This window comes from Exiguobacterium sp. 17-1, assembly GCF_023096305.1.
Taxonomy (GTDB): Bacteria; Bacillota; Bacilli; order Exiguobacteriales; family Exiguobacteriaceae; genus Exiguobacterium_A; species Exiguobacterium_A sibiricum_A.
Map to the genome: position 1 here is coordinate 239661 of NZ_JALIGJ010000005.1, position 18746 is coordinate 258406.

The following is an 18746-nucleotide window of genomic DNA, read 5'->3' on the forward strand; positions in this document are numbered from 1 at the left end:
TATCCTGTAAGTTTCAAAAAAAGGATCCATTCCAAGTGCAGTACTGGAATGGATCCTTTGCTATTAATCTTCTTCGGGTAAAAGCAGTTCAAGAATTCGGTTTAAATCGTCCTCGTCCGTAAAATCAATTTCGAGTTTTCCGGCTTGTTTCGCCATCTTGATGCGAACAGTCGCCCCAATCCGTTCCCGTAACGTCTCTTCGATGAAATCCAGTTCCGTTGACTGTTTGGCTGCCGGACGCACCTGTTTTTTTTCACGCAACTCTTGCTCGAGGCGCCGGACATTCCAGTTTTCACGCATGACGCGTTCCGCCATCCGTTCAATCTTCAGTGGCTGTTTTAAGGACAATAAAGCCCGTGCATGCCCCATCGATAACCGTTCTTCCATGACGGCTTGCTGAACCTCGGCCGGTAACTGCAATAAACGGAGACTGTTCGTGATGTGGGAACGGCTTTTTCCGACCCGGTTCGCCAGTTCCGCCTGCGTGACGTTAAACTCTTCGAGCATCTCTGCGTAAGCCATCGCTTCTTCAATCGCACTCAAGTCGGCACGTTGGATATTTTCGATCAGTGCCAGTTCCATGACACGGGTTTCGTTCGCTTCGATAATCAAGACCGGGACACGATTAAATCCGGCCTGTTTTGCAGCTTGATAACGACGTTCACCGGCGATGATTTCGTAAAATCCCTCACGTGGACGAACGACAATCGGTTGAATCATTCCATGGCGTGTCAAGGAATTGGCGAGTTCTGCCAACGCTTTCTCGTGGAACTGTTTCCGCGGTTGCCCCGGATTCGGTCGGATGGCTCCAATCGGTATTTCATTCATGCTAATCTCTCCTAAACGTAGCGGAAGGCACGACCGCTAGTTTACGGACGTGCCTTCACGATGCGGATCCGCACCTCGACATATTCTTCACAATCGACTTCTTCTTTTTCGACCGTCAAACCGGTCCGTTCAATCATATCCACAGAATCACGAATCGTATTTAAAGCGATCCGCGTATCCCGGGCAAAGCTTTTATGACGCTTTTTCGGAACTTTTGGTGTCAACAACCGTTCAACCCGTTGTTCCGTCTCTTTGACGTTCCATTCTCGTTCAATGATTTCAACCAACACTTGAAGCTGTAAGTCAGCTGCTTTTAACGGCAGGAGGGCCCGCGCATGGCGTTCCGTGATTTTCCGTTGTTTCAGGGCTTCACGGACCGTTTCCGGCAATCGCAGTAAACGAAGCTTGTTCGCAATCGTCGACTGGCTCCGTCCAAGTCTGCGCGCCAGCACTTCCTGTGTGATTTCTTGCATCGCAAGCAACCGCGCATATGCTTCCGCTTCTTCGATTGGCGTCAATTCTTCACGTTGTAGATTTTCGATGAGTGCGAGGGCAGCCGTCGTCTCGTCTGTCATCTGTTTAATGATAGCGGGAATCGTCTCCCATCCGAGCGATTGAACCGCCCGAAAACGGCGTTCGCCGGCGATGATTTCATATCCTTCGCCTTGTTTTCGGACGACAATCGGTTGCAGTAAACCATGTTCTTCAATCGTGGTCGCTAGTTCGGTAATCCGTTCCCCGTCAAAGACGGTCCGCGGTTGGAACTGGTTGGCGACCAATTCCGTTAACTTCAACTCACGGACGGTATCTTGTGGATCTAGCTCTAGGGAAACGGTTTGTCCTCCCTTACCGAGCAGTTTGGCAATTGCATTCTTCACGTTGGTGTACCTCGCCTTCATCAGTCATCGTTTCACGTGAAACGGTGTTTAACCCAGTGGATCTTTTGCCGGTGTACCTGCTTTACGCGGATATTTCCCGGGTGTTAATCGTTTTTTATCGACAATTACGATATTACGCTCACTTTCTTCCCCTGGCAATTGGAATTGGAAACTTTCCCGCAAATTTCCACCCAACACCTTCAAGGCCGTCGCGCCCTCTTCCAGTTCTTCACCCAGTTTCGCGGCTTTTAAAGCGACGAATTGCCCACCGACTTTCGCAAGCGGTAAACAGTATTCCGCAAGAACCGACATCCGGGCAACGGCACGCGCTGTCACAACATCAAAATGTTCCCGGAACTGTTTATTTTTCCCGAATTCTTCGGCACGTCCGTGGTGGAAGGCGACGCCTTCGAGCTCAAGTTCCGTCGCGAGCATGTTCAAGAAGCCGATCCGTTTATTGAGTGAATCGATGATCGTGACTTTCAGATGCGGGAACATGATTTTGATTGGCAAACTCGGGAAACCGGCGCCGGCACCGACGTCACAGACCGTTTCGACTTTCGTGAAGTCAAAGTAGAATGCCGCTGTGATCGAATCGTAAAAGTGTTTCAGATAAACACCTTCCTCATCCGTGATCGCCGTCAAATTCATTTTTTCGTTCCATTCGACGAGTAGTTCATAATACCGTCGGAACTGTTGCAATTGATGCTCTGAGACTTCGAGTCCTTGATCCGCTAATGCGGTTACGAATTGCTGTTGATTCATTCTCTTCACTCCGCAGTCAATGCGTATTGGCCTTGTTCGATATAGACGAGCAAAATCGAAATATCAGACGGATTGACCCCTGAAATTCGTGATGCTTGTCCGATCGAGAGCGGACGCACTTGGTTTAGTTTTTGTTTCGCTTCAATGGCGAGACCACTGATGACATCGTAATCAAGACGTTCTGGAATCCGTTTTTTCTCCATCCGCATCATCCGCTCGACTTGATCCAACTGTTTGTCGATATAACCGGCATATTTGACCTGGATTTCGACCTGTTCGGCTGCTTCCGGAGAGAGTGCGACTGGTGCCGGTGTCATTTCCGCAATCATCGCATACGTGATTTCCGGACGTTTCAGTAAGGTGATGGCATGTAATGCCTCTTTTAACGGAGAAACACCGATTTCTGTCAGCCGTTCATTGACATCACTCGTTGCTTTGATGACGACTTTTTCGAGTCGTTTCATTTCCCGCTTGATTTCTTCTTTTTTCTCGGCCAGTTTTGCGTGTCGTGTCTCGTTGATCAGTCCGAGCTCATGTCCGATATCGGATAAACGTAAATCGGCATTGTCATGACGCAACAATAACCGGTATTCGGCACGTGACGTCAACAGACGATAGGGTTCATTCGTTCCTTTTGTCACGAGATCATCGATCATGACGCCGATATATCCTTGTGAACGGGACAGAATGAGTGGATCTCTTTCCTGGACTTTCAAGGCAGCGTTAATTCCGGCCATGATGCCTTGTCCGGCTGCTTCTTCGTAGCCGCTTGTCCCGTTAATTTGTCCGGCCGTGAATAATCCGGCAATCCGTTTTGTTTCCAGTGTCGGCCAGAGTTGTGTCGGAACGACCGCATCATATTCGATCGCATAACCGGGACGCATCATTTCTGATTTCTCAAGACCCGGAATCGACCGTAAAATATCATGTTGAACGTCTTCCGGCAGACTCGTTGAAAGTCCTTGGACATAGACTTCTTCCGTGTCACGGCCTTCCGGCTCAAGGAAAATCTGGTGACGCGGTTTATCGCTGAACCGGACGACCTTATCTTCGATTGACGGACAGTAACGCGGACCCGTTCCTTTGATCATGCCGGAAAACATCGGGGAACGGTGTAGATTCGCATCGATCAACTGGTGTGTGTATTCCGTTGTATACGTCAACCAGCATGGAATCTGTTCCGTGATCATCTGTGTCGTTTCATGACTGAACGGCAATGCGACAGCATCACCCGGTTGGATTTCCGTTTTCGAATAATCGATCGTTTTCCCGTCGATCCGGGGTGGTGTACCGGTTTTGAAACGGGCGAGCTCGAAGCCGAGTTCTTCCAGGTGTTTCGACAAGTTGACCGACGGCATCTGGTTGTTCGGACCACTCTCGTACGACAGTTCACCGATGATGATTTTCCCGCGCATGAACGTTCCGGTCGTGATGATGACCGCTTTTGCCCGGTACTCGGCCCCTGTATTCGTGACGACGCCGACACACGTATCGTCTTCGATGATTAACCGCTCGACGAGTGCTTGGCGTAATAACAGATTCGGTTCGTCTTCGAGCGCTTTTTTCATCCGGTTTTGGTACTCGAATTTATCTGCCTGTGCACGAAGTGCGCGAACAGCAGGACCTTTTGATGTGTTAAGCATTTTCATTTGAATGTACGTCGCGTCGATTGCCCGTGCCATTTCTCCCCCGAGGGCATCGATTTCCCGGACAACGATTCCTTTTGCCGGACCGCCGATTGACGGATTACAATACATGAATCCGACCATGTCGGGGTTCATCGTCAACATAACGGTTTTTGAACCCATACGGGCGGCTGCAAGAGATGCTTCAATCCCTGCATGACCGGCTCCGATGACGATAACATCGAATTCGCCTGCTTGATAAGCCATAACTGTAGTTCCTCCTTTTAAAAATCAACAACCTGACAACATTTATTTCCCTAAACAAAATTGTGAGAATAATTTATCGAGTAAACTGTCTTGCGCTGTATCGCCGTTGATTTCACCGAGCGTATCCCAGGCCCGGCGTAAATCGATTTGGACCATATCAATCGGCATCGACGCTTCCGCCGCACCGAGTGCATCTTCAATCATTTGGCTCGCCTGTTTGATGAGTTGAATGTGACGGGCGTTCGATACGTAGGTCATGTCCTGTCCTTCGACCCCTTGTTCAAAGAAGAGCGACGCAATGGCTGCCTCAAGATCGGTCACACCTGCTTCTTCGAGAAGTGATGTCGTAACGACGGGACGACCGTCCGCTAACTCATTGACACGCATCAGATCAATCGCTTGTGTTAAATCACTTTTATTGACGATGATAATGGCGTTCATGTCCCGAATGGCTTCGAATAATAAGACATCTTCTTCCGTCAATGCATCATTTCCGTTTAAGACGAGTAAAATCAAGTCGGCTGAGTTTAACGCTTGCCGCGATTTTTCGACACCCATCCGCTCGACGATATCTTCCGTTTCCCGGATACCGGCCGTATCAATTAATTTCAGCGGTACACCGCGGACATTGACGTATTCTTCGATCGTATCCCGTGTCGTCCCGGCAATATCCGTGACAATGGCTTTTGCTTCTTGCACCAATGTGTTGAGCAAAGACGATTTCCCGACATTCGGACGTCCGATGATCGCGGTCGACAAGCCTTCCCGTAGGATTTTTCCCTGTCGCGCCGTCGACAACAGTTCCGTTAGAATACGGCGAACTTCACCCGCATCTTTTTGAACGATTTGCTGTGTCATTTCTTCCGCATCATATTCCGGATAGTCGATGTTGACTTCAATCGAAGCAATCGTCTGCAACAATTGTTCGCGTAAATCTTGGACGAGTTTCGATAACCGTCCTTCGATTTGACCAACCGCGACCGTCATCGCCCGGTCCGTTTTCGCCCGGATCAAGTCCATGACGGCCTCTGCCTGGGACAAGTCAATCCGACCGTTCAGGAAAGCCCGTTTCGTGAATTCACCCGGTTCTGCAAGACGGACGTCCGGTTGTTCGAGAATCAGTTCGAGCACCCGATTGACGGCCACGATTCCGCCGTGACAATTCAGTTCGACGACATCTTCCCGCGTAAAGGTTTTCGGTGCCCGCATGACACTGACCATGACTTCATCGACGACTTGTTCTGTCGTCTGTTCAACCAACTTGCCGTAATGAATCGTATGTGTCGGGACTTCATTCAACCGGTTGGCACCGCGGTAGACGCGATCGGCTGTTTCGACTGCTTTAGGACCGGATAAACGGACGATCGCAATCGCTCCTTCACCCATCGGCGTCGAAATGGCGGCTATCGTATCAAATTCCATCATCAGTTGTTCACACCTCGTTTTCTGCAATCTTTTCTATAGTTAAATGTTCAGGAATCTATAAATGGGTATAACGTGACAACTATACACGAAATAGCGCAAAAGAAAAAGAGCGACACTCTGTAAAACGGAGTATCGCTCTTACTTGTTGTTAACGTTTCTTTTTCGGTTTTTTTGGAGCAGGAGCAGCATTTGCCGCTTCTTGTTCACGTTTTGAAGCAATCGTTGCTTCCGTCTGCGCTTTGATCTTCTCACGCATTGGCTTCATGATGGCAACCGTCACGATGATGGAGAAGATGTAACCGACGACCCAGTATAGAGACAAGGCAGATGGTAACGTCACACCCATGACGAAGATCATGATCGGGAAGACGTACAACATGATTTTCATCTGTGGGTTGTCATCTTGTCCCGCCATCGAAAGTTTTTGTTGCAGGTACGTAAAGATGGCCGATAAGATCGGTAAGATAAAATACGGATCTGGTTTTCCAAGATCGAACCAGAGGAACGTATGCTGGAAAATTGCCGGTGTATAGATGATTGCATTATAGAAGGCAATCAAAATCGGCATTTGAATCAAGATCGGTAAACAGCCGGCAAGCGGATTGACATTGTGCTCTTGATACAGCTTCATCATTTCCTGTTGCAATTTCTGCTGTGTTTCCTGATCTTTCGAACTGTATTTTTCACGTAATTTGACCATTTCCGGTTGAATGACCTGCATTCCACCCATGCTCTTCGTCTGTTTGATCATCAACGGCAGGATGACGAGACGAACAAGTAACGTCGTGACGATGATTCCGATTCCATAATCCCCATTAAAGAAATGCGAAATTTCACGAATGAGCCAAGCCATCGGCCAAACAAAGTAATGTTTCCAGAAACCTTCTGTATCACCAGTAATCGGTTCACCTGTTCCGTATGTCCCAGGTGTACAACCGGATAGAACGACCGCGAGTACGGACATCAATCCGAGAGTCAGCCAAATCTTAGTTCTCTTGTTCATAATTCCTCCTAGTAATGTTTACACGTGGTCGGTCCTCGAAGTTCTATCTATATATAGAAGCAGGCGAGTGGCCGCTACAAATCAACAGGATATACTACACGTTTATTTTACCTGTCGCTTCCAGACACCGGATCGTTTAAAGACATGGCGTAAACTGTCAGCAACTTCTTGAGCAGTCATCTTCGCAGCCGGATTGCGTGCGATGATCACAAAATCATAATTCGGGGCAAGCGAGGCTTCATGAAGCTGGCATGCTTCACGTACATACCGTTTAACCTGATTACGGACAACGGCATTCCCGATTTTCTTACTCACCGATAAACCAATCCGAAAGTGAGTTTGCTGCTCTTTCTTTAGTGCATATACGACAAATTGCCGATTTGCGACAGAGGCTCCCCGAGTAAACACCGCTTGGAACTCCTTGTCTTTCTTGACGCGGTATTCCTTCTTCACCTTGATCACACTCCATCCTGTCATCACGAAAATTCGTCGTCTTTCATCATATCATAGAACAAACCCGCTCTGCGAGAGGGGTCTTGTGACAAAAGCACGAACATCCCTTAAAACTACAAAAAAAGATCACTTCAGGCAGCGCCAGAAGTGATCTCATCATCGCTCGATTATACAGTCAAGGCTTTGCGGCCTTTAAGACGGCGAGCAGCCAAGATCCGGCGGCCACTCTTCGTTGCCATGCGCGCACGGAATCCGTGAACTTTTTTGCGCTTACGGTTGTTTGGGTTGAAAGTTGGTTTCATTAGTCTGCACCTCCTTTAAAAATTACTCTATAAAAATCATCGTTTTCTACTTTAAGGCAGTCTTGTATATTATATAAAGCAAAAGTGACCTTGTCAATGAAAGTTCGTAAGAATTATTACAAGCATTTTCAGCAAAAAATGACGGGATTCGTGAAAATAGGATTCCCCAGTCGGTTTCATATCATACGATACGATTTGTCGATCGGACGGAATGGAAAACGAATCAATCCATCCCTTTTTCAAACTATCCACAGACTTATCCACACTATCCACACTTTCCGTGGATAACTCATCACTTTGTCTACAATAGTATTTTTTAAAATCAGCGTCAAGGTTTGTTTTTTGGATTTTTTGCTTTTACTTTTTTTGTTTTGTGCATAACTTTTTCTGAACGCTTCCTCTTTCGAAAAGTTATACACACCTTATCCACAGTTTATCCACACTGTCCACAGCCTGTGGGTAACTGCCTGTGTATATGTGCATTTACTTGTGGATAAATCGTTCTAAGCATTGCCAGACCTCATTTCATTTGGTACACTAATTGTGCATAACAAGAACGTAAGACAAATTGATTCTTCAAGTTATACACAACCTGTGGATAACTTTATACACAGAAATCAACCCCTGTGGATAACGTTATCCACAGTTTTTATGTTCTGGGGATAAGTCGTGTTTCTTCATTAACCTTGTCCTGTGCATAAAGCTGTGTATAGTTTTTTATATCATGATAGAAAAAGGGGGGTATTTATGAAAAACGCTGCCGAACTTTGGCACAATGTATTATCTGTAATCGAGGAAGAACAACGTACCCCAAAAGCGAGTTACGACATGTGGTTAAAGTCTACCGAGGGTGTGACACTCAACGGCACGACTTTAATCGTCTCGGCACCAGCGGCATTTACCGTTACGTGGTTGGAACGTCAGTACTTATCTCTATTAGAAGATACCGTCGAAGAAGTTACTGGAAGCCGGCTTGATATTCAGTTTATCGAGGAAGGTCAAGCAAAACATATGCTCGATCGTCAAAATGAGGAAGAAGAAGTGATTGAAGTCGCACCACCGAAGGCTAAAACACAAAAGACCCGTAAGTCCTCTGATGAACTGGTCATGAGTGAACTCGGACAGTTGAATGAAAAATATACGTTCGATACGTTTGTCATCGGATCGGGGAATCGTTTTGCACACGCTGCTTCTTTGGCTGTAGCGGAAGCTCCGGCCAAAGCCTACAATCCGCTTTTCATCTACGGTGGCGTCGGGCTGGGGAAAACGCACTTAATGCATGCGATTGGTCAATATGTCCAGGATCAAAAACTGGGGACAAAAATCGCGTACGTTTCCTCTGAACAGTTCACGAACGACTTCATCAACTCCATTCGGGATAACAAAACGGTTCAGTTCCGCAATAAATACCGGAACATCGATGTTCTATTAATAGATGATATTCAGTTCCTCGCCGGAAAAGAACAAACGCAGGAAGAATTTTTCCACACATTTAATGCCTTGCATAACGATCAGAAACAAATCATCATCTCAAGTGACCGTCCACCTAAAGAAATTCCGACACTTGAAGACCGATTGCGTTCCCGTTTCGAGTGGGGCTTGATTACAGACATCACACCACCGGATCTTGAAACACGAATTGCCATCCTTCGTAAAAAAGCGAATGCGGAACAACTGGATGTTTCCAATGAAGTCATGCTCTACATCGCGAGCCAGATCGATACGAACATTCGTGAACTCGAAGGGGCCTTAACCCGCGTCATTGCTTACGCCAACCTGGTCGGACGGACGATTGATCCGAATGTTGCCGCTGAAGCGTTGCATAACATCATGCCTGCGAGTGAACCACGAAAAGTCACGATTCGTGATATTCAGGAATCAGTCAGTAAGCACTTTAATCTGCCGTTTGATGATTTAAAAGCTAAAAAACGGACGAAGTCGATTGCTTTTCCCCGTCAGATTGCCATGTACCTGTCGCGGGAGATGACAGAAAGCTCATTACCGAAGATTGGTGAGGAATTTGGGGGACGTGATCACACGACCGTCATTCACGCACATGAAAAAATCAGTACACTCGTCAAATCGGATGGAGAAACAGGAAAAGTCATTGAACAAATCAAGCATGAATTGAAGCATTCGTAAACCTGTGGATAAGCTGTGGATAAAAGAGGCTAGTTATCCACAAGTTATCCACATGCATTTTGGCTCTATACCAAGTTATCCACCGACTTATCCACACTATCCACAGCCCCTAATACTATTATTAAAAAAATATATTATTATGTTATGATGATGTAACGCCCATTTTGAGAGGAGCTTAACGACAATATGCATATTACAATTCAACGGGATACTTTAATCCAAGCAATTCAAGATGTAGCAAAAGCTGTTTCATCCCGGACAACGATTCCGATCTTAACGGGAATCAAACTCGAAGCCCATGGAGATGGTATGACGCTGACAGGAAGCGATACGGAAATCTCAATCGAACGGACCATCTATGCAGAAGAGAACGGCACTTCATATGTCACGGTTCATCGTGCAGGCAGTGTCGTCTTGAATGCCCGCTTCTTTGGGGATATCGTGAAGAAGTTACCGACAGACGAAGTGATCTTGGAAGTTTCACCAAACTTCATGACACGGATTCAATCGGGTACGGCAGAGTTTCATTTGAACGGACTCGATCCGGACGAATTCCCACGCTTGCCGCAAGTCGACGGAGGACAACAGTTCCGTTTACCGGCTGATCTGTTACGGTCAATGATCCGTCAAACGAGCTTTGCCGTCGCAGTACAGGAAACGCGTCCTGTGTTGACGGGTGTTAACTTCTCGGCGGATAAGGACATCTTGACATGCGTCTCGACGGACAGTCACCGGCTTGCCTTACGACGGGCTCAGTTTGAGACGGACAATGAGATTTCGTTCCAAAACGTCATCGTACCGGGAAAAAGCTTAAACGAATTATCCAAATTACTTAGTGATGGTCACGTCGACATTACGATTACCAATCAACAGATCCTGTTTAAGATGAAACATGTCTTATTCTTCTCGCGTCTGCTTGACGGAAACTACCCGGATACATCACGTTTGATTCCGGAAGAGTACCGGACTGCGGTCCGCATGAATGCAAAGGAATTACTTCAAGCGATTGACCGTGCATCACTTCTTGCACGGGAAGACCGTAACAACGTCATCAAGTTCGCAGCTGAAGGAACGACGGCAGTTGAAATTTCTTCCCACTCACCGGAAGTCGGTAAAGTGTCGGAGCAAGTCAGTATCTTATCGCTTGAAGGAGAAGAGCTGAAAATCTCGTTCAACTCGAAATACATGATGGATGCGTTAAAGGCACTCGATGCGACGGATATCGAGATCCAGTTCACCGGTTCGATCCGACCATTCATCCTGCACCCGGTTGACCAAGACAACGTCCTGCAGCTGATCCTGCCTGTCCGGACAGCATGATTCATACCCAAGGAACCCTTTACGTTCCTTGGGCTTTTTTTGAAATCCGTATATACGTTCGTTCATTTTGCCAAATCGCAAGTTTTTTAGTACAATAAAGAGTACGTCATTTATAATATGTAGGTAGGAGGAGTCAAACCATGAATCAAATCAAGATTTCAACAGAATATGTCACATTAGGTCAGTTCCTGAAACTTTCTGATATCATCTCGAGCGGTGGACAAGCTAAACCGTTCCTCGCCGAGGTACCCATTCTTGTCAACGGTGAAGTCGATCAGCGACGTGGTCGTAAATTACGGGATGGAGATGTGATTGACGTAGAAGATTACGGTCAGTTCATCATTAAGAACGAGGGAAACTAACGTGCGACTAGATTCGGTCCGGCTCAGTCATTATCGCAACTATGAGTCGTTGGAATTATCTTTTTCCGAAAAGACGAATGTGCTGATCGGGGAGAATGCGCAAGGGAAGACGAATCTCCTGGAAGCCATCTATGTTCTTGCCCTTGCGAAGTCTCACCGGACGACGCATGACAAAGAATTGATTCAGTGGGATGCCGAGACAGCTCGTGTCGAAGGACGGATTCATAAAAGAAGAGGATCTCACTCGCAGGAAATCGCGATTTCGAGTCGCGGTAAAAAAGCGAAGTTGAATCATCTCGAACAGCGCCGGCTCAGTGATTATGTCGGCGCATTGAATATCGTGTTGTTTGCACCAGAAGACTTACACATCGTCAAAGGCAGTCCACAAATCAGACGTCGTTTTTTGGATATGGAAATTGGTCAGGTCAGTCCGGTCTATCTACATGAACTCAGTCAATATTTAAAAGTTCTCAAACAACGGAATGCGTTGCTGAAACAGTTATCGATCAAAGGTGGGGACGAAACGTTTCTCGATGTCTTGACGGAGCAGATGATTACGCTTGCCGTTAAAATCGTTCAGCGCCGTCATCACTTCATTGCCCAGCTCGAAAAGTGGGCACGTCCGATTCATGAAGGAATCAGTCGTGGACAGGAACAGCTCGTCCTTATTTACCGTTCGGATACATTTAGCAATGATTTGCTCGATGTCGAAGGAATGACTGCTTCTTACATGCAGAAGTTTGGTAAAATAAAGACAAACGAAATCCGAAGAGGTGTGACCTTGTTCGGTCCGCATCGGGACGACTTCGAAATGGAAGTCAACGGTCGGAATGTCCAGACTTATGGTTCACAAGGACAACAACGAACGGCAGCACTCTCTTTGAAGTTAGCAGAGATTGAATTGATTCATGAAGAAGTGGGAGAATATCCATTGCTACTTCTAGACGATGTCTTATCCGAGCTCGATGATCATCGTCAAACCCATTTGCTCGATACGATGCAACAAAAGGTGCAAACCATTCTGACGACAACGAGTGTCGATGGAATTGCACATGAAACGATCAAACAGGCGAAGTTGTTCCACGTGAAACAGGGGGCCGTCATTTTGGAAGAGACATCATACAAAGAAATAGTAGGTGAGAAAACCGATGAGTAATCATGAAGATATGGAATTAGAACAAGGGTACGGTGCCGATCAAATTCAGGTGCTTGAAGGTCTAGAAGCTGTTCGGAAACGTCCGGGTATGTATATCGGATCGACTGCATCGAAGGGGCTTCACCATTTAGTGTGGGAAATCGTCGATAACTCAATCGATGAAGCACTTGCAGGATATTGCGATACGATCAAAGTTACGATTGAACCGGGTAATTCGATTCTGGTTGAAGATAACGGACGGGGAATCCCGGTCGATATCCAGGAGAAGATGGGACGTCCGGCAGTCGAAGTCATTTTGACAGTCCTTCATGCCGGCGGTAAATTTGGCGGCGGCGGATACAAAGTATCCGGTGGTCTTCACGGTGTTGGGGCATCTGTCGTTAACGCACTCTCGACGAAACTTGAAGTTTTCGTCAAACGGAATGAAAAATTGTATTACCAAGCCTATCACCGCGGTGTACCGGCTGCTGATTTAGAGATTATCGGTACGTCGGAAGAAACCGGGACGATGATCCGTTTCTTCCCGGATGATGAGATCTTCCAGGAAACACTTGAATACGATTATGATCTGCTTGCGACACGACTTCGTGAGCTGGCATTCTTAAATAAAGGACTGACGATTCAAATTACGGATGATCGTGCAGACGAACCGATTACGCGCAGTTTCCACTACGAAGGCGGAATCAAGTCATACGTCGAGCATTTAAACCGTTCAAAAGAAGTCGTCCACGAAGAACCAGTCTATGTACACGGTAACCGGGACGGGATTGAAGTAGAAGTGGCCTTGCAATATAACGATGGTTTTGCAGCCAACATCTACTCGTTCACGAACAATATCCCGACACATGAGGGTGGAACACACGAAACCGGTTTTAAAACGGCTTTGACACGTGTCATCAATGATTACGCGAAAAAATTCGGTCTGATGAAAGAAGCCGACGGTACGTTGTCCGGGGAAGATGTACGTGAAGGGATGACGGCAATCGTCTCGATCAAACACCCGAATCCACAGTTCGAAGGACAGACGAAAACGAAACTTGGGAACTCGGATGCACGGACGGCAACGGATACGTTGTTCTCGTCTGCGTTTGAACAGTTCATGATGGAGAACCCGACAAGTGCCCGTGCAATCGTCGAAAAAGGAATGATGGCGTCTCGTGCCCGGATGGCTGCGAAACGTGCCCGTGAATTAACACGACGCAAAGGGGTCCTTGAAGTGAGTTCACTTCCAGGAAAGCTTGCCGACTGTTCATCACGTGATGCGACGATTTCTGAAATCTACATCGTTGAGGGTGACTCGGCGGGTGGTTCAGCAAAATCTGGACGTGATCGTCATTTCCAAGCCATCTTACCGATTCGAGGTAAGATTTTGAACGTCGAAAAAGCACGCCTTGATAAGATTCTTGGCAGTAACGAAATCCGGACGATCATTACGGCGCTCGGAACGAGTATCGGTTCTGAATTCAATATCGAGAAAGCCCGGTATCACAAAGTCATCATCATGACCGATGCCGACGTCGATGGTGCCCACATCCGGACACTGTTATTGACATTCTTCTACCGTTACATGCGTCCACTGGTCGAGCACGGTTACGTCTACATTGCCCAACCGCCGCTTTACGGGATCAAACAAGGGAAAAACATCACGTACGTGCACAACGAACGTGAGTTGAATGAAGCATTAGCAGCACTTCCGGAAAACGCACGATACGACATTCAGCGTTATAAAGGTCTCGGTGAGATGGATCCGGAGCAACTGTGGGAAACCACGATGGATCCGAGTGGTCGTCAAATGCTGCGTGTCGAATTACAGGACGCGATCGAAGCAGATGAGGTCTTTGACATTTTGATGGGAGACCAGGTAGAACCACGTCGTGACTTTATCCAGTCGCACGCCCACTATGTGAAGAACTTGGATATTTAACGTTGAATAGAGAGGGTGGCCATACGAATGTCCGATCAACAAGGGATCATTAAAGATATCAACATCAGTCAAGAAATGCGTACATCCTTCATGGATTATGCGATGAGCGTTATCGTCGCACGTGCTTTACCGGATGTCCGTGACGGTTTAAAACCGGGTCATCGTCGTATTTTATATGCGATGAATGACCTTGGTATCCGCGCGGATAAACCGCATAAGAAGTCTGCCCGTATCGTCGGTGAAGTTATCGGTAAGTATCACCCGCATGGTGATTCTGCTGTTTATGACACGATGGTTCGGATGGCGCAGGACTTCAGTTACCGGTATGAACTCGTCGACGGTCACGGAAATTTTGGTTCTGTCGATGGCGATTCAGCCGCTGCCATGCGATATACGGAAGCCCGTATGTCAAAAATCGCGATGGAAATCATTCGCGATATCAATAAAAATACCGTCAATTTCAAAGATAACTACGATGGATCGGAACGGGAACCGGAAGTCTTACCATCCCGCTTCCCGAACTTACTCGTCAACGGTTCGAGCGGGATTGCGGTCGGGATGGCAACGAACATTCCACCTCACCAACTCGGTGAAGTCATCGATGGTGTTCTTGCCTTGTCGCATAATCCGGACATTACGATCTCGGAATTGATGCAGCACATTCCAGGACCTGATTTCCCGACAGCCGGTGAAATCTTGGGACGCAGTGGAATCCGCCGCGCCTATGAAACCGGCCGCGGATCGATCATCGTCCGGGCGAAAGCCGAAATTGAGCAGACGAAAAAAGACCGCGAACGGATCATCGTGACGGAGTTGCCGTATCAGGTCAACAAAGCCCGTCTCGTTGAAAAGATTGCCGATCTCGTCCGTGAGAAAAAAATTGAAGGTATCACTGATTTACGTGATGAATCTGACCGCCGCGGTATGCGGATTGTCATGGAGATTCGCCGTGATGCCAACGCGAGTGTCATTCTTAACAACCTCTATAAACAAACATCGATGCAGACGACATTTGGTGTCAACATGCTGGCAATCGTCAGTGGCCGTCCGCGTACATTGACGCTGAAAGAAATGTTGTATCACTATCTCGAGCACCAAAAAGAAATCGTCCGTCGCCGGACGCAGTTTGATCTCGAGAAAGCAGAAGCACGGGAACATCTTCTTGCAGGTCTGCGGATTGCCCTTGATCATCTCGATGAAGTCATCAAGATCATCCGTGCCAACCGGACTGCAGATGCTGCCCGGGAACAGTTGATGGAACGGTTTGCCTTATCCGAGAAACAATCACAAGCGATTCTCGATATGCGTCTGCAACGGTTAACGGGACTTGAGCGCGAGAAGATTGATGCGGAGTATGACGAAATCATGCAATTGATTACGGAACTTAAAACGATCCTTGAAAGCGATGAAGTCTTGCTTGAATTAATCCGGACAGAACTCGAAGAAGTGAAAGAACGCTTCAACGATCAACGCCGGACTGAAATTCGGATGGACCATATTGAATTCGAAGATGAAGATTTGATTCCGGAAAAAGATATCATCATTACGTTGACGAGCAGCGGCTACATCAAACGCTTGACGACGGATTCGTACCGTGCACAGCGCCGCGGTGGACGTGGTGTTCAAGGAATCGGTACGAACGATACGGATTATGTAACACGTCTGTTGTCGTGTTCGACACATGATACGATTCTCTTCTTTACGAATCGTGGAAAAGTCTACCGGATTCGTGGGTATGAAGTACCGGAGATGAGCCGGACTTCGAAAGGTGTACCAATCATCAACTTGATTCAAATCGAACGTGATGAGAAGGTCGAGACGATGATTCCGGTCAACTTCAAACGTTACCTTGAAGAACAAGAGGCAGCGGAAGCGACTGAGAACATTATTGATGTCGAAGTCACTTCGGAAGAGGCACCGGACAGTCTTGAAGAACCTGAAGAAGCGCTCGATGCAGAAGAAGTGATGCAGGATGAACAGAAATCGTTGATCTTCATGACACGTAAAGGCCGTGTCAAACGTTCACCGTTATCTGCTTACGCCCGGATCAATAAAAATGGATTGATTGCGATTCGTCTGTTTGAAGATGATGAATTGACATCGGTTCGTCTTGCTTCTACAGAAGATGAAGTCTTTACTGTCTCGAATACCGGAAAAGCCATCCGCTTCCCGATTACGAACGTTCGCTCAATGGGACGTGGTGCCCGAGGCGTCAAAGCGATGAACTTATCGGCAGACGCGATCGTCATCGGAATGGAACTTGCCCGTGATGAGCAGGATGTACTCGTCATTACGGAAAAAGGTTTCGGGAAACGGACGCCAATGACAGAGTTCCGCACCCAGTCACGTGGTGGTAAAGGATTGATTGCCAGTAAAGTGACAGATCGTGTCGGACAAATCGTTGCACTCCGGATTGTTGATGTTGATGATGACATCATGATCATGACGGAAAGCGGCATCGTCATCCGGACCGATTCACAAAACATCTCAAGTGTCGGACGTAACGCACAAGGGGTCAAAGTGATTCGAATCGAAGAAGGCGATCGTGTCGCGACAGTTGCGAAACTGAAAAAAGAAGATGCTGTCGAGGAAGAAAGTGCTGTATTAGAAGAAGGCGAAACAAGTTCGGAAGAACAGCCAGTTTCAACTTCAGAGATGGACAGCGACGCTGAGCAGACAGAAGAATAAACGAAGTAGAACGACGTACAGCAGAGTGGGGACAATCTTGTCTTTACTCTGCTGTTTTTCTAAAAAATCACTTAAGGGAAGGAACGAGACAACGATGCGCGTGGCAAGTGAGCGACTTATTCTTGGTGACCGGATAACCGAGTCTCTGTTTTTACATACGGATATTCCAATCGTTGAAGCAGGAAAAAAGATTGGAGCAGACGAGTTAAGACGAATCAAACGATTTTTGATTAAGGAAGTGGACATCGAGGAACGACCAGAAGGTATGACTGAAGCATCGATGACCGATCAACAACTGGAAGAGATGACAGAGGACAGTCTATTTGATCCGTTGATTGAAACCTATAATCAGGTATTCACTTCCTGGGAGCAGGGATTAGTTCCAAATGTATATGATGCGTTGCGATGGGTGAAGGAATCCATGCCGGATACGATGCGACGGGAAGATATCCTACCTTACTTCCTGGAGCGGGGAACAGAAGCTTACACCGTACGACATGCGATTTACCGTGGGGCGATTGCTCAATTGCTTGCGGAAGCAGCCGGAAAAGAGCGCAAGATGATTCATGATTTATGGGTGGCCTCCTACTTTGCTGATTGTGGATTAGCCCGAATCATGGAATGGCGTCACACAAAACGTTATGAAGCCATGCAACAAGAAATCTTTCACCGTCATCCCGCGATGGCATTCCAGGCCTTACAAAAAGAGAACATCATCTCCGATACAGTCAAACGATTGATCGTTCAACATCACGAGCGGCTGGACGGTTCCGGATATCCTTTGAAAGTCAAAGGGGATAAGATCATGGATCATACGAGACTGTTCATCGTAGCGGACGTCTTTGCAGCCATGACCAGTTGGCGTCCGTACCGTGATGCTTATAAGGTCTATGATGCGTACTGTCATTTAAAAGCACGACCTATGCAATACGATTCGAAGTATGTCATGCTTCTTGGACAGCTGTTATTACCGATCGAATCAGGTGATCGCGTCTTGATGAGTAATGGAAAGATTGCAACGGTCCTTCGAAAAAACAATGTATTTGATCGTCCGGTGATTATGTATGAAGAACATAATCAGCGTATTGTGAAAGACTTGATGGAGGAACGGCAACTGAACATCATTCAGCTTATGGATTAAAGATCAATGTCATGTGTATTATATATAGAAGAAACGCTCTCTTTTTCGTCATGAATTTGATGAAAAAAAGAGTTTTTCTTTTTTTTATAAAAAACACTTGTACAATAATAAATCCCATGGTATATTATTTCTTGTCCTTAAGAGGACGAGCGCACTGCCGGAAACAAGAAAAAAACTTCTTTCAAAAAGTTGTTGACTTATTGTTTCAGACTTGGTATTCTAATTGAGTCGCCAAAACAGGCGCGGACGAACTTTGAAAACTGAACGATGAGGCAAAAAACGTATCTTCGGATACAAACAATGAATGAAGCGCAAGCTTCGTCAACGTGACTTCGGTCACACAACGAGCAAGTCAAACACTTTATGGAGAGTTTGATCCTGGCTCAGGACGAACGCTGGCGGCGTGCCTAATACATGCAAGTCGAGCGCAGGAAGCTCACGGAACTCTTCGGAGGGAAGTGAAGGGA

The 18746-nt window shown here is 46.9% G+C and carries 15 protein-coding genes and 1 rRNA gene; 8 read left to right on the forward strand and 8 right to left on the reverse strand.

All coding sequences use genetic code 11. The features are described 5' to 3' along the window. Window positions 1-63: 63 nt before the first annotated feature. The 8 genes from MUN34_RS13860 to rpmH all read right to left on the reverse strand — a co-directional run bounded on the left by MUN34_RS13860 (window position 64) and on the right by rpmH (window position 7546). Window positions 64-828, reverse strand: a complete 765-nt coding sequence (locus tag MUN34_RS13860) for a ParB/RepB/Spo0J family partition protein (protein WP_026827038.1) — start codon at window positions 826-828, stop codon at window positions 64-66. Window positions 829-869: 41 nt separating this feature from the next. Continuing rightward, window positions 870-1706 (reverse strand): nucleoid occlusion protein, encoded by an 837-nt coding sequence (gene noc / locus MUN34_RS13865; RefSeq protein WP_026827037.1) that lies wholly within the window; start codon window positions 1704-1706, stop codon window positions 870-872. Between the two features lie 48 nt (window positions 1707-1754). After that, on the reverse strand, window positions 1755-2471 hold the full coding sequence (gene rsmG / locus MUN34_RS13870) for a 16S rRNA (guanine(527)-N(7))-methyltransferase RsmG (protein ID WP_026827036.1): 717 nt from the start codon (window positions 2469-2471) through the stop codon (window positions 1755-1757). Window positions 2472-2476: 5 nt separating this feature from the next. Next, window positions 2477-4363: a tRNA uridine-5-carboxymethylaminomethyl(34) synthesis enzyme MnmG gene (gene mnmG / locus MUN34_RS13875; protein WP_026827035.1), complete on the reverse strand. Its 1887-nt coding sequence runs from the start codon at window positions 4361-4363 to the stop codon at window positions 2477-2479. A 42-nt stretch (window positions 4364-4405) separates the two neighbouring features. Further along, window positions 4406-5788, reverse strand: a complete 1383-nt coding sequence (gene mnmE / locus MUN34_RS13880; protein WP_282104401.1) for a tRNA uridine-5-carboxymethylaminomethyl(34) synthesis GTPase MnmE — start codon at window positions 5786-5788, stop codon at window positions 4406-4408. A 148-nt stretch (window positions 5789-5936) separates the two neighbouring features. Further along, window positions 5937-6791 (reverse strand): membrane protein insertase YidC, encoded by an 855-nt coding sequence (gene yidC, locus MUN34_RS13885; RefSeq protein WP_026827033.1) that lies wholly within the window; start codon window positions 6789-6791, stop codon window positions 5937-5939. A gap of 102 nt (window positions 6792-6893) precedes the next feature. Beyond that, complete coding sequence (gene rnpA, locus MUN34_RS13890) at window positions 6894-7244, reverse strand: ribonuclease P protein component (RefSeq protein WP_012371909.1); 351 nt, start codon at window positions 7242-7244, stop codon at window positions 6894-6896. 167 nt (window positions 7245-7411) lie between these two features. Then, entirely contained in the window at window positions 7412-7546 is a 135-nt protein-coding gene (gene rpmH / locus MUN34_RS13895) for a 50S ribosomal protein L34 (protein ID WP_012371910.1), read from the reverse strand. A gap of 747 nt (window positions 7547-8293) precedes the next feature. On the opposite strand from rpmH, the gene dnaA reads away from it, so the two are divergent. The 8 genes from dnaA to MUN34_RS13935 form a co-directional block, all read left to right on the forward strand. Further along, window positions 8294-9688, forward strand: coding sequence for a chromosomal replication initiator protein DnaA (dnaA, locus tag MUN34_RS13900; RefSeq protein WP_247858108.1), 1395 nt, complete (start codon window positions 8294-8296; stop codon window positions 9686-9688). A gap of 186 nt (window positions 9689-9874) precedes the next feature. Continuing rightward, window positions 9875-11008: a DNA polymerase III subunit beta gene (gene dnaN, locus MUN34_RS13905; RefSeq protein WP_012368916.1), complete on the forward strand. Its 1134-nt coding sequence runs from the start codon at window positions 9875-9877 to the stop codon at window positions 11006-11008. Between the two features lie 140 nt (window positions 11009-11148). Beyond that, window positions 11149-11370: a S4 domain-containing protein YaaA gene (yaaA, locus tag MUN34_RS13910; protein ID WP_012368917.1), complete on the forward strand. Its 222-nt coding sequence runs from the start codon at window positions 11149-11151 to the stop codon at window positions 11368-11370. Window position 11371: 1 nt separating this feature from the next. Continuing rightward, a complete protein-coding gene (recF, locus tag MUN34_RS13915; protein ID WP_026827031.1) occupies window positions 11372-12526 on the forward strand; it encodes a DNA replication/repair protein RecF in 1155 nt (384 codons plus the stop codon). Window positions 12527-12536: 10 nt separating this feature from the next. After that, on the forward strand, window positions 12537-14450 hold the full coding sequence (gyrB, locus tag MUN34_RS13920) for a DNA topoisomerase (ATP-hydrolyzing) subunit B (RefSeq protein WP_247858115.1): 1914 nt from the start codon (window positions 12537-12539) through the stop codon (window positions 14448-14450). A 27-nt stretch (window positions 14451-14477) separates the two neighbouring features. Further along, the gene (gene gyrA / locus MUN34_RS13925; RefSeq protein ID WP_247858109.1) at window positions 14478-17138 is read left to right on the forward strand and encodes a DNA gyrase subunit A; all 2661 of its coding nucleotides are present in this window, start codon (window positions 14478-14480) and stop codon (window positions 17136-17138) included. Between the two features lie 94 nt (window positions 17139-17232). Then, entirely contained in the window at window positions 17233-18279 is a 1047-nt protein-coding gene (locus tag MUN34_RS13930; protein WP_247858110.1) for an HD-GYP domain-containing protein, read from the forward strand. Window positions 18280-18639: 360 nt separating this feature from the next. Next, window positions 18640-18746 (forward strand): 16S ribosomal RNA (locus tag MUN34_RS13935); the annotation flags it as partial.

Bases quoted from the DNA above. Each gene is read 5' to 3' on its own strand.
- MUN34_RS13860 (WP_026827038.1), bottom strand. From the start codon at position 828: ATGAATGAAATACCGATTGGAGCCATCCGACCGAATCCGGGGCAACCG.
- rsmG (WP_026827036.1), bottom strand. From the start codon at position 2,471: ATGAATCAACAGCAATTCGTAACCGCATTAGCGGATCAAGGACTCGAA.
- mnmG (WP_026827035.1), bottom strand. From the start codon at position 4,363: ATGGCTTATCAAGCAGGCGAATTCGATGTTATCGTCATCGGAGCCGGT.
- mnmE (WP_282104401.1), bottom strand. From the start codon at position 5,788: ATGATGGAATTTGATACGATAGCCGCCATTTCGACGCCGATGGGTGAA.
- yidC (WP_026827033.1), bottom strand. From the start codon at position 6,791: ATGAACAAGAGAACTAAGATTTGGCTGACTCTCGGATTGATGTCCGTA.
- rpmH (WP_012371910.1), bottom strand. From the start codon at position 7,546: ATGAAACCAACTTTCAACCCAAACAACCGTAAGCGCAAAAAAGTTCAC.
- dnaA (WP_247858108.1), top strand. From the start codon at position 8,294: ATGAAAAACGCTGCCGAACTTTGGCACAATGTATTATCTGTAATCGAG.
- dnaN (WP_012368916.1), top strand. From the start codon at position 9,875: ATGCATATTACAATTCAACGGGATACTTTAATCCAAGCAATTCAAGAT.
- yaaA (WP_012368917.1), top strand. From the start codon at position 11,149: ATGAATCAAATCAAGATTTCAACAGAATATGTCACATTAGGTCAGTTC.
- gyrB (WP_247858115.1), top strand. From the start codon at position 12,537: ATGGAATTAGAACAAGGGTACGGTGCCGATCAAATTCAGGTGCTTGAA.
- gyrA (WP_247858109.1), top strand. From the start codon at position 14,478: ATGTCCGATCAACAAGGGATCATTAAAGATATCAACATCAGTCAAGAA.
- MUN34_RS13930 (WP_247858110.1), top strand. From the start codon at position 17,233: ATGCGCGTGGCAAGTGAGCGACTTATTCTTGGTGACCGGATAACCGAG.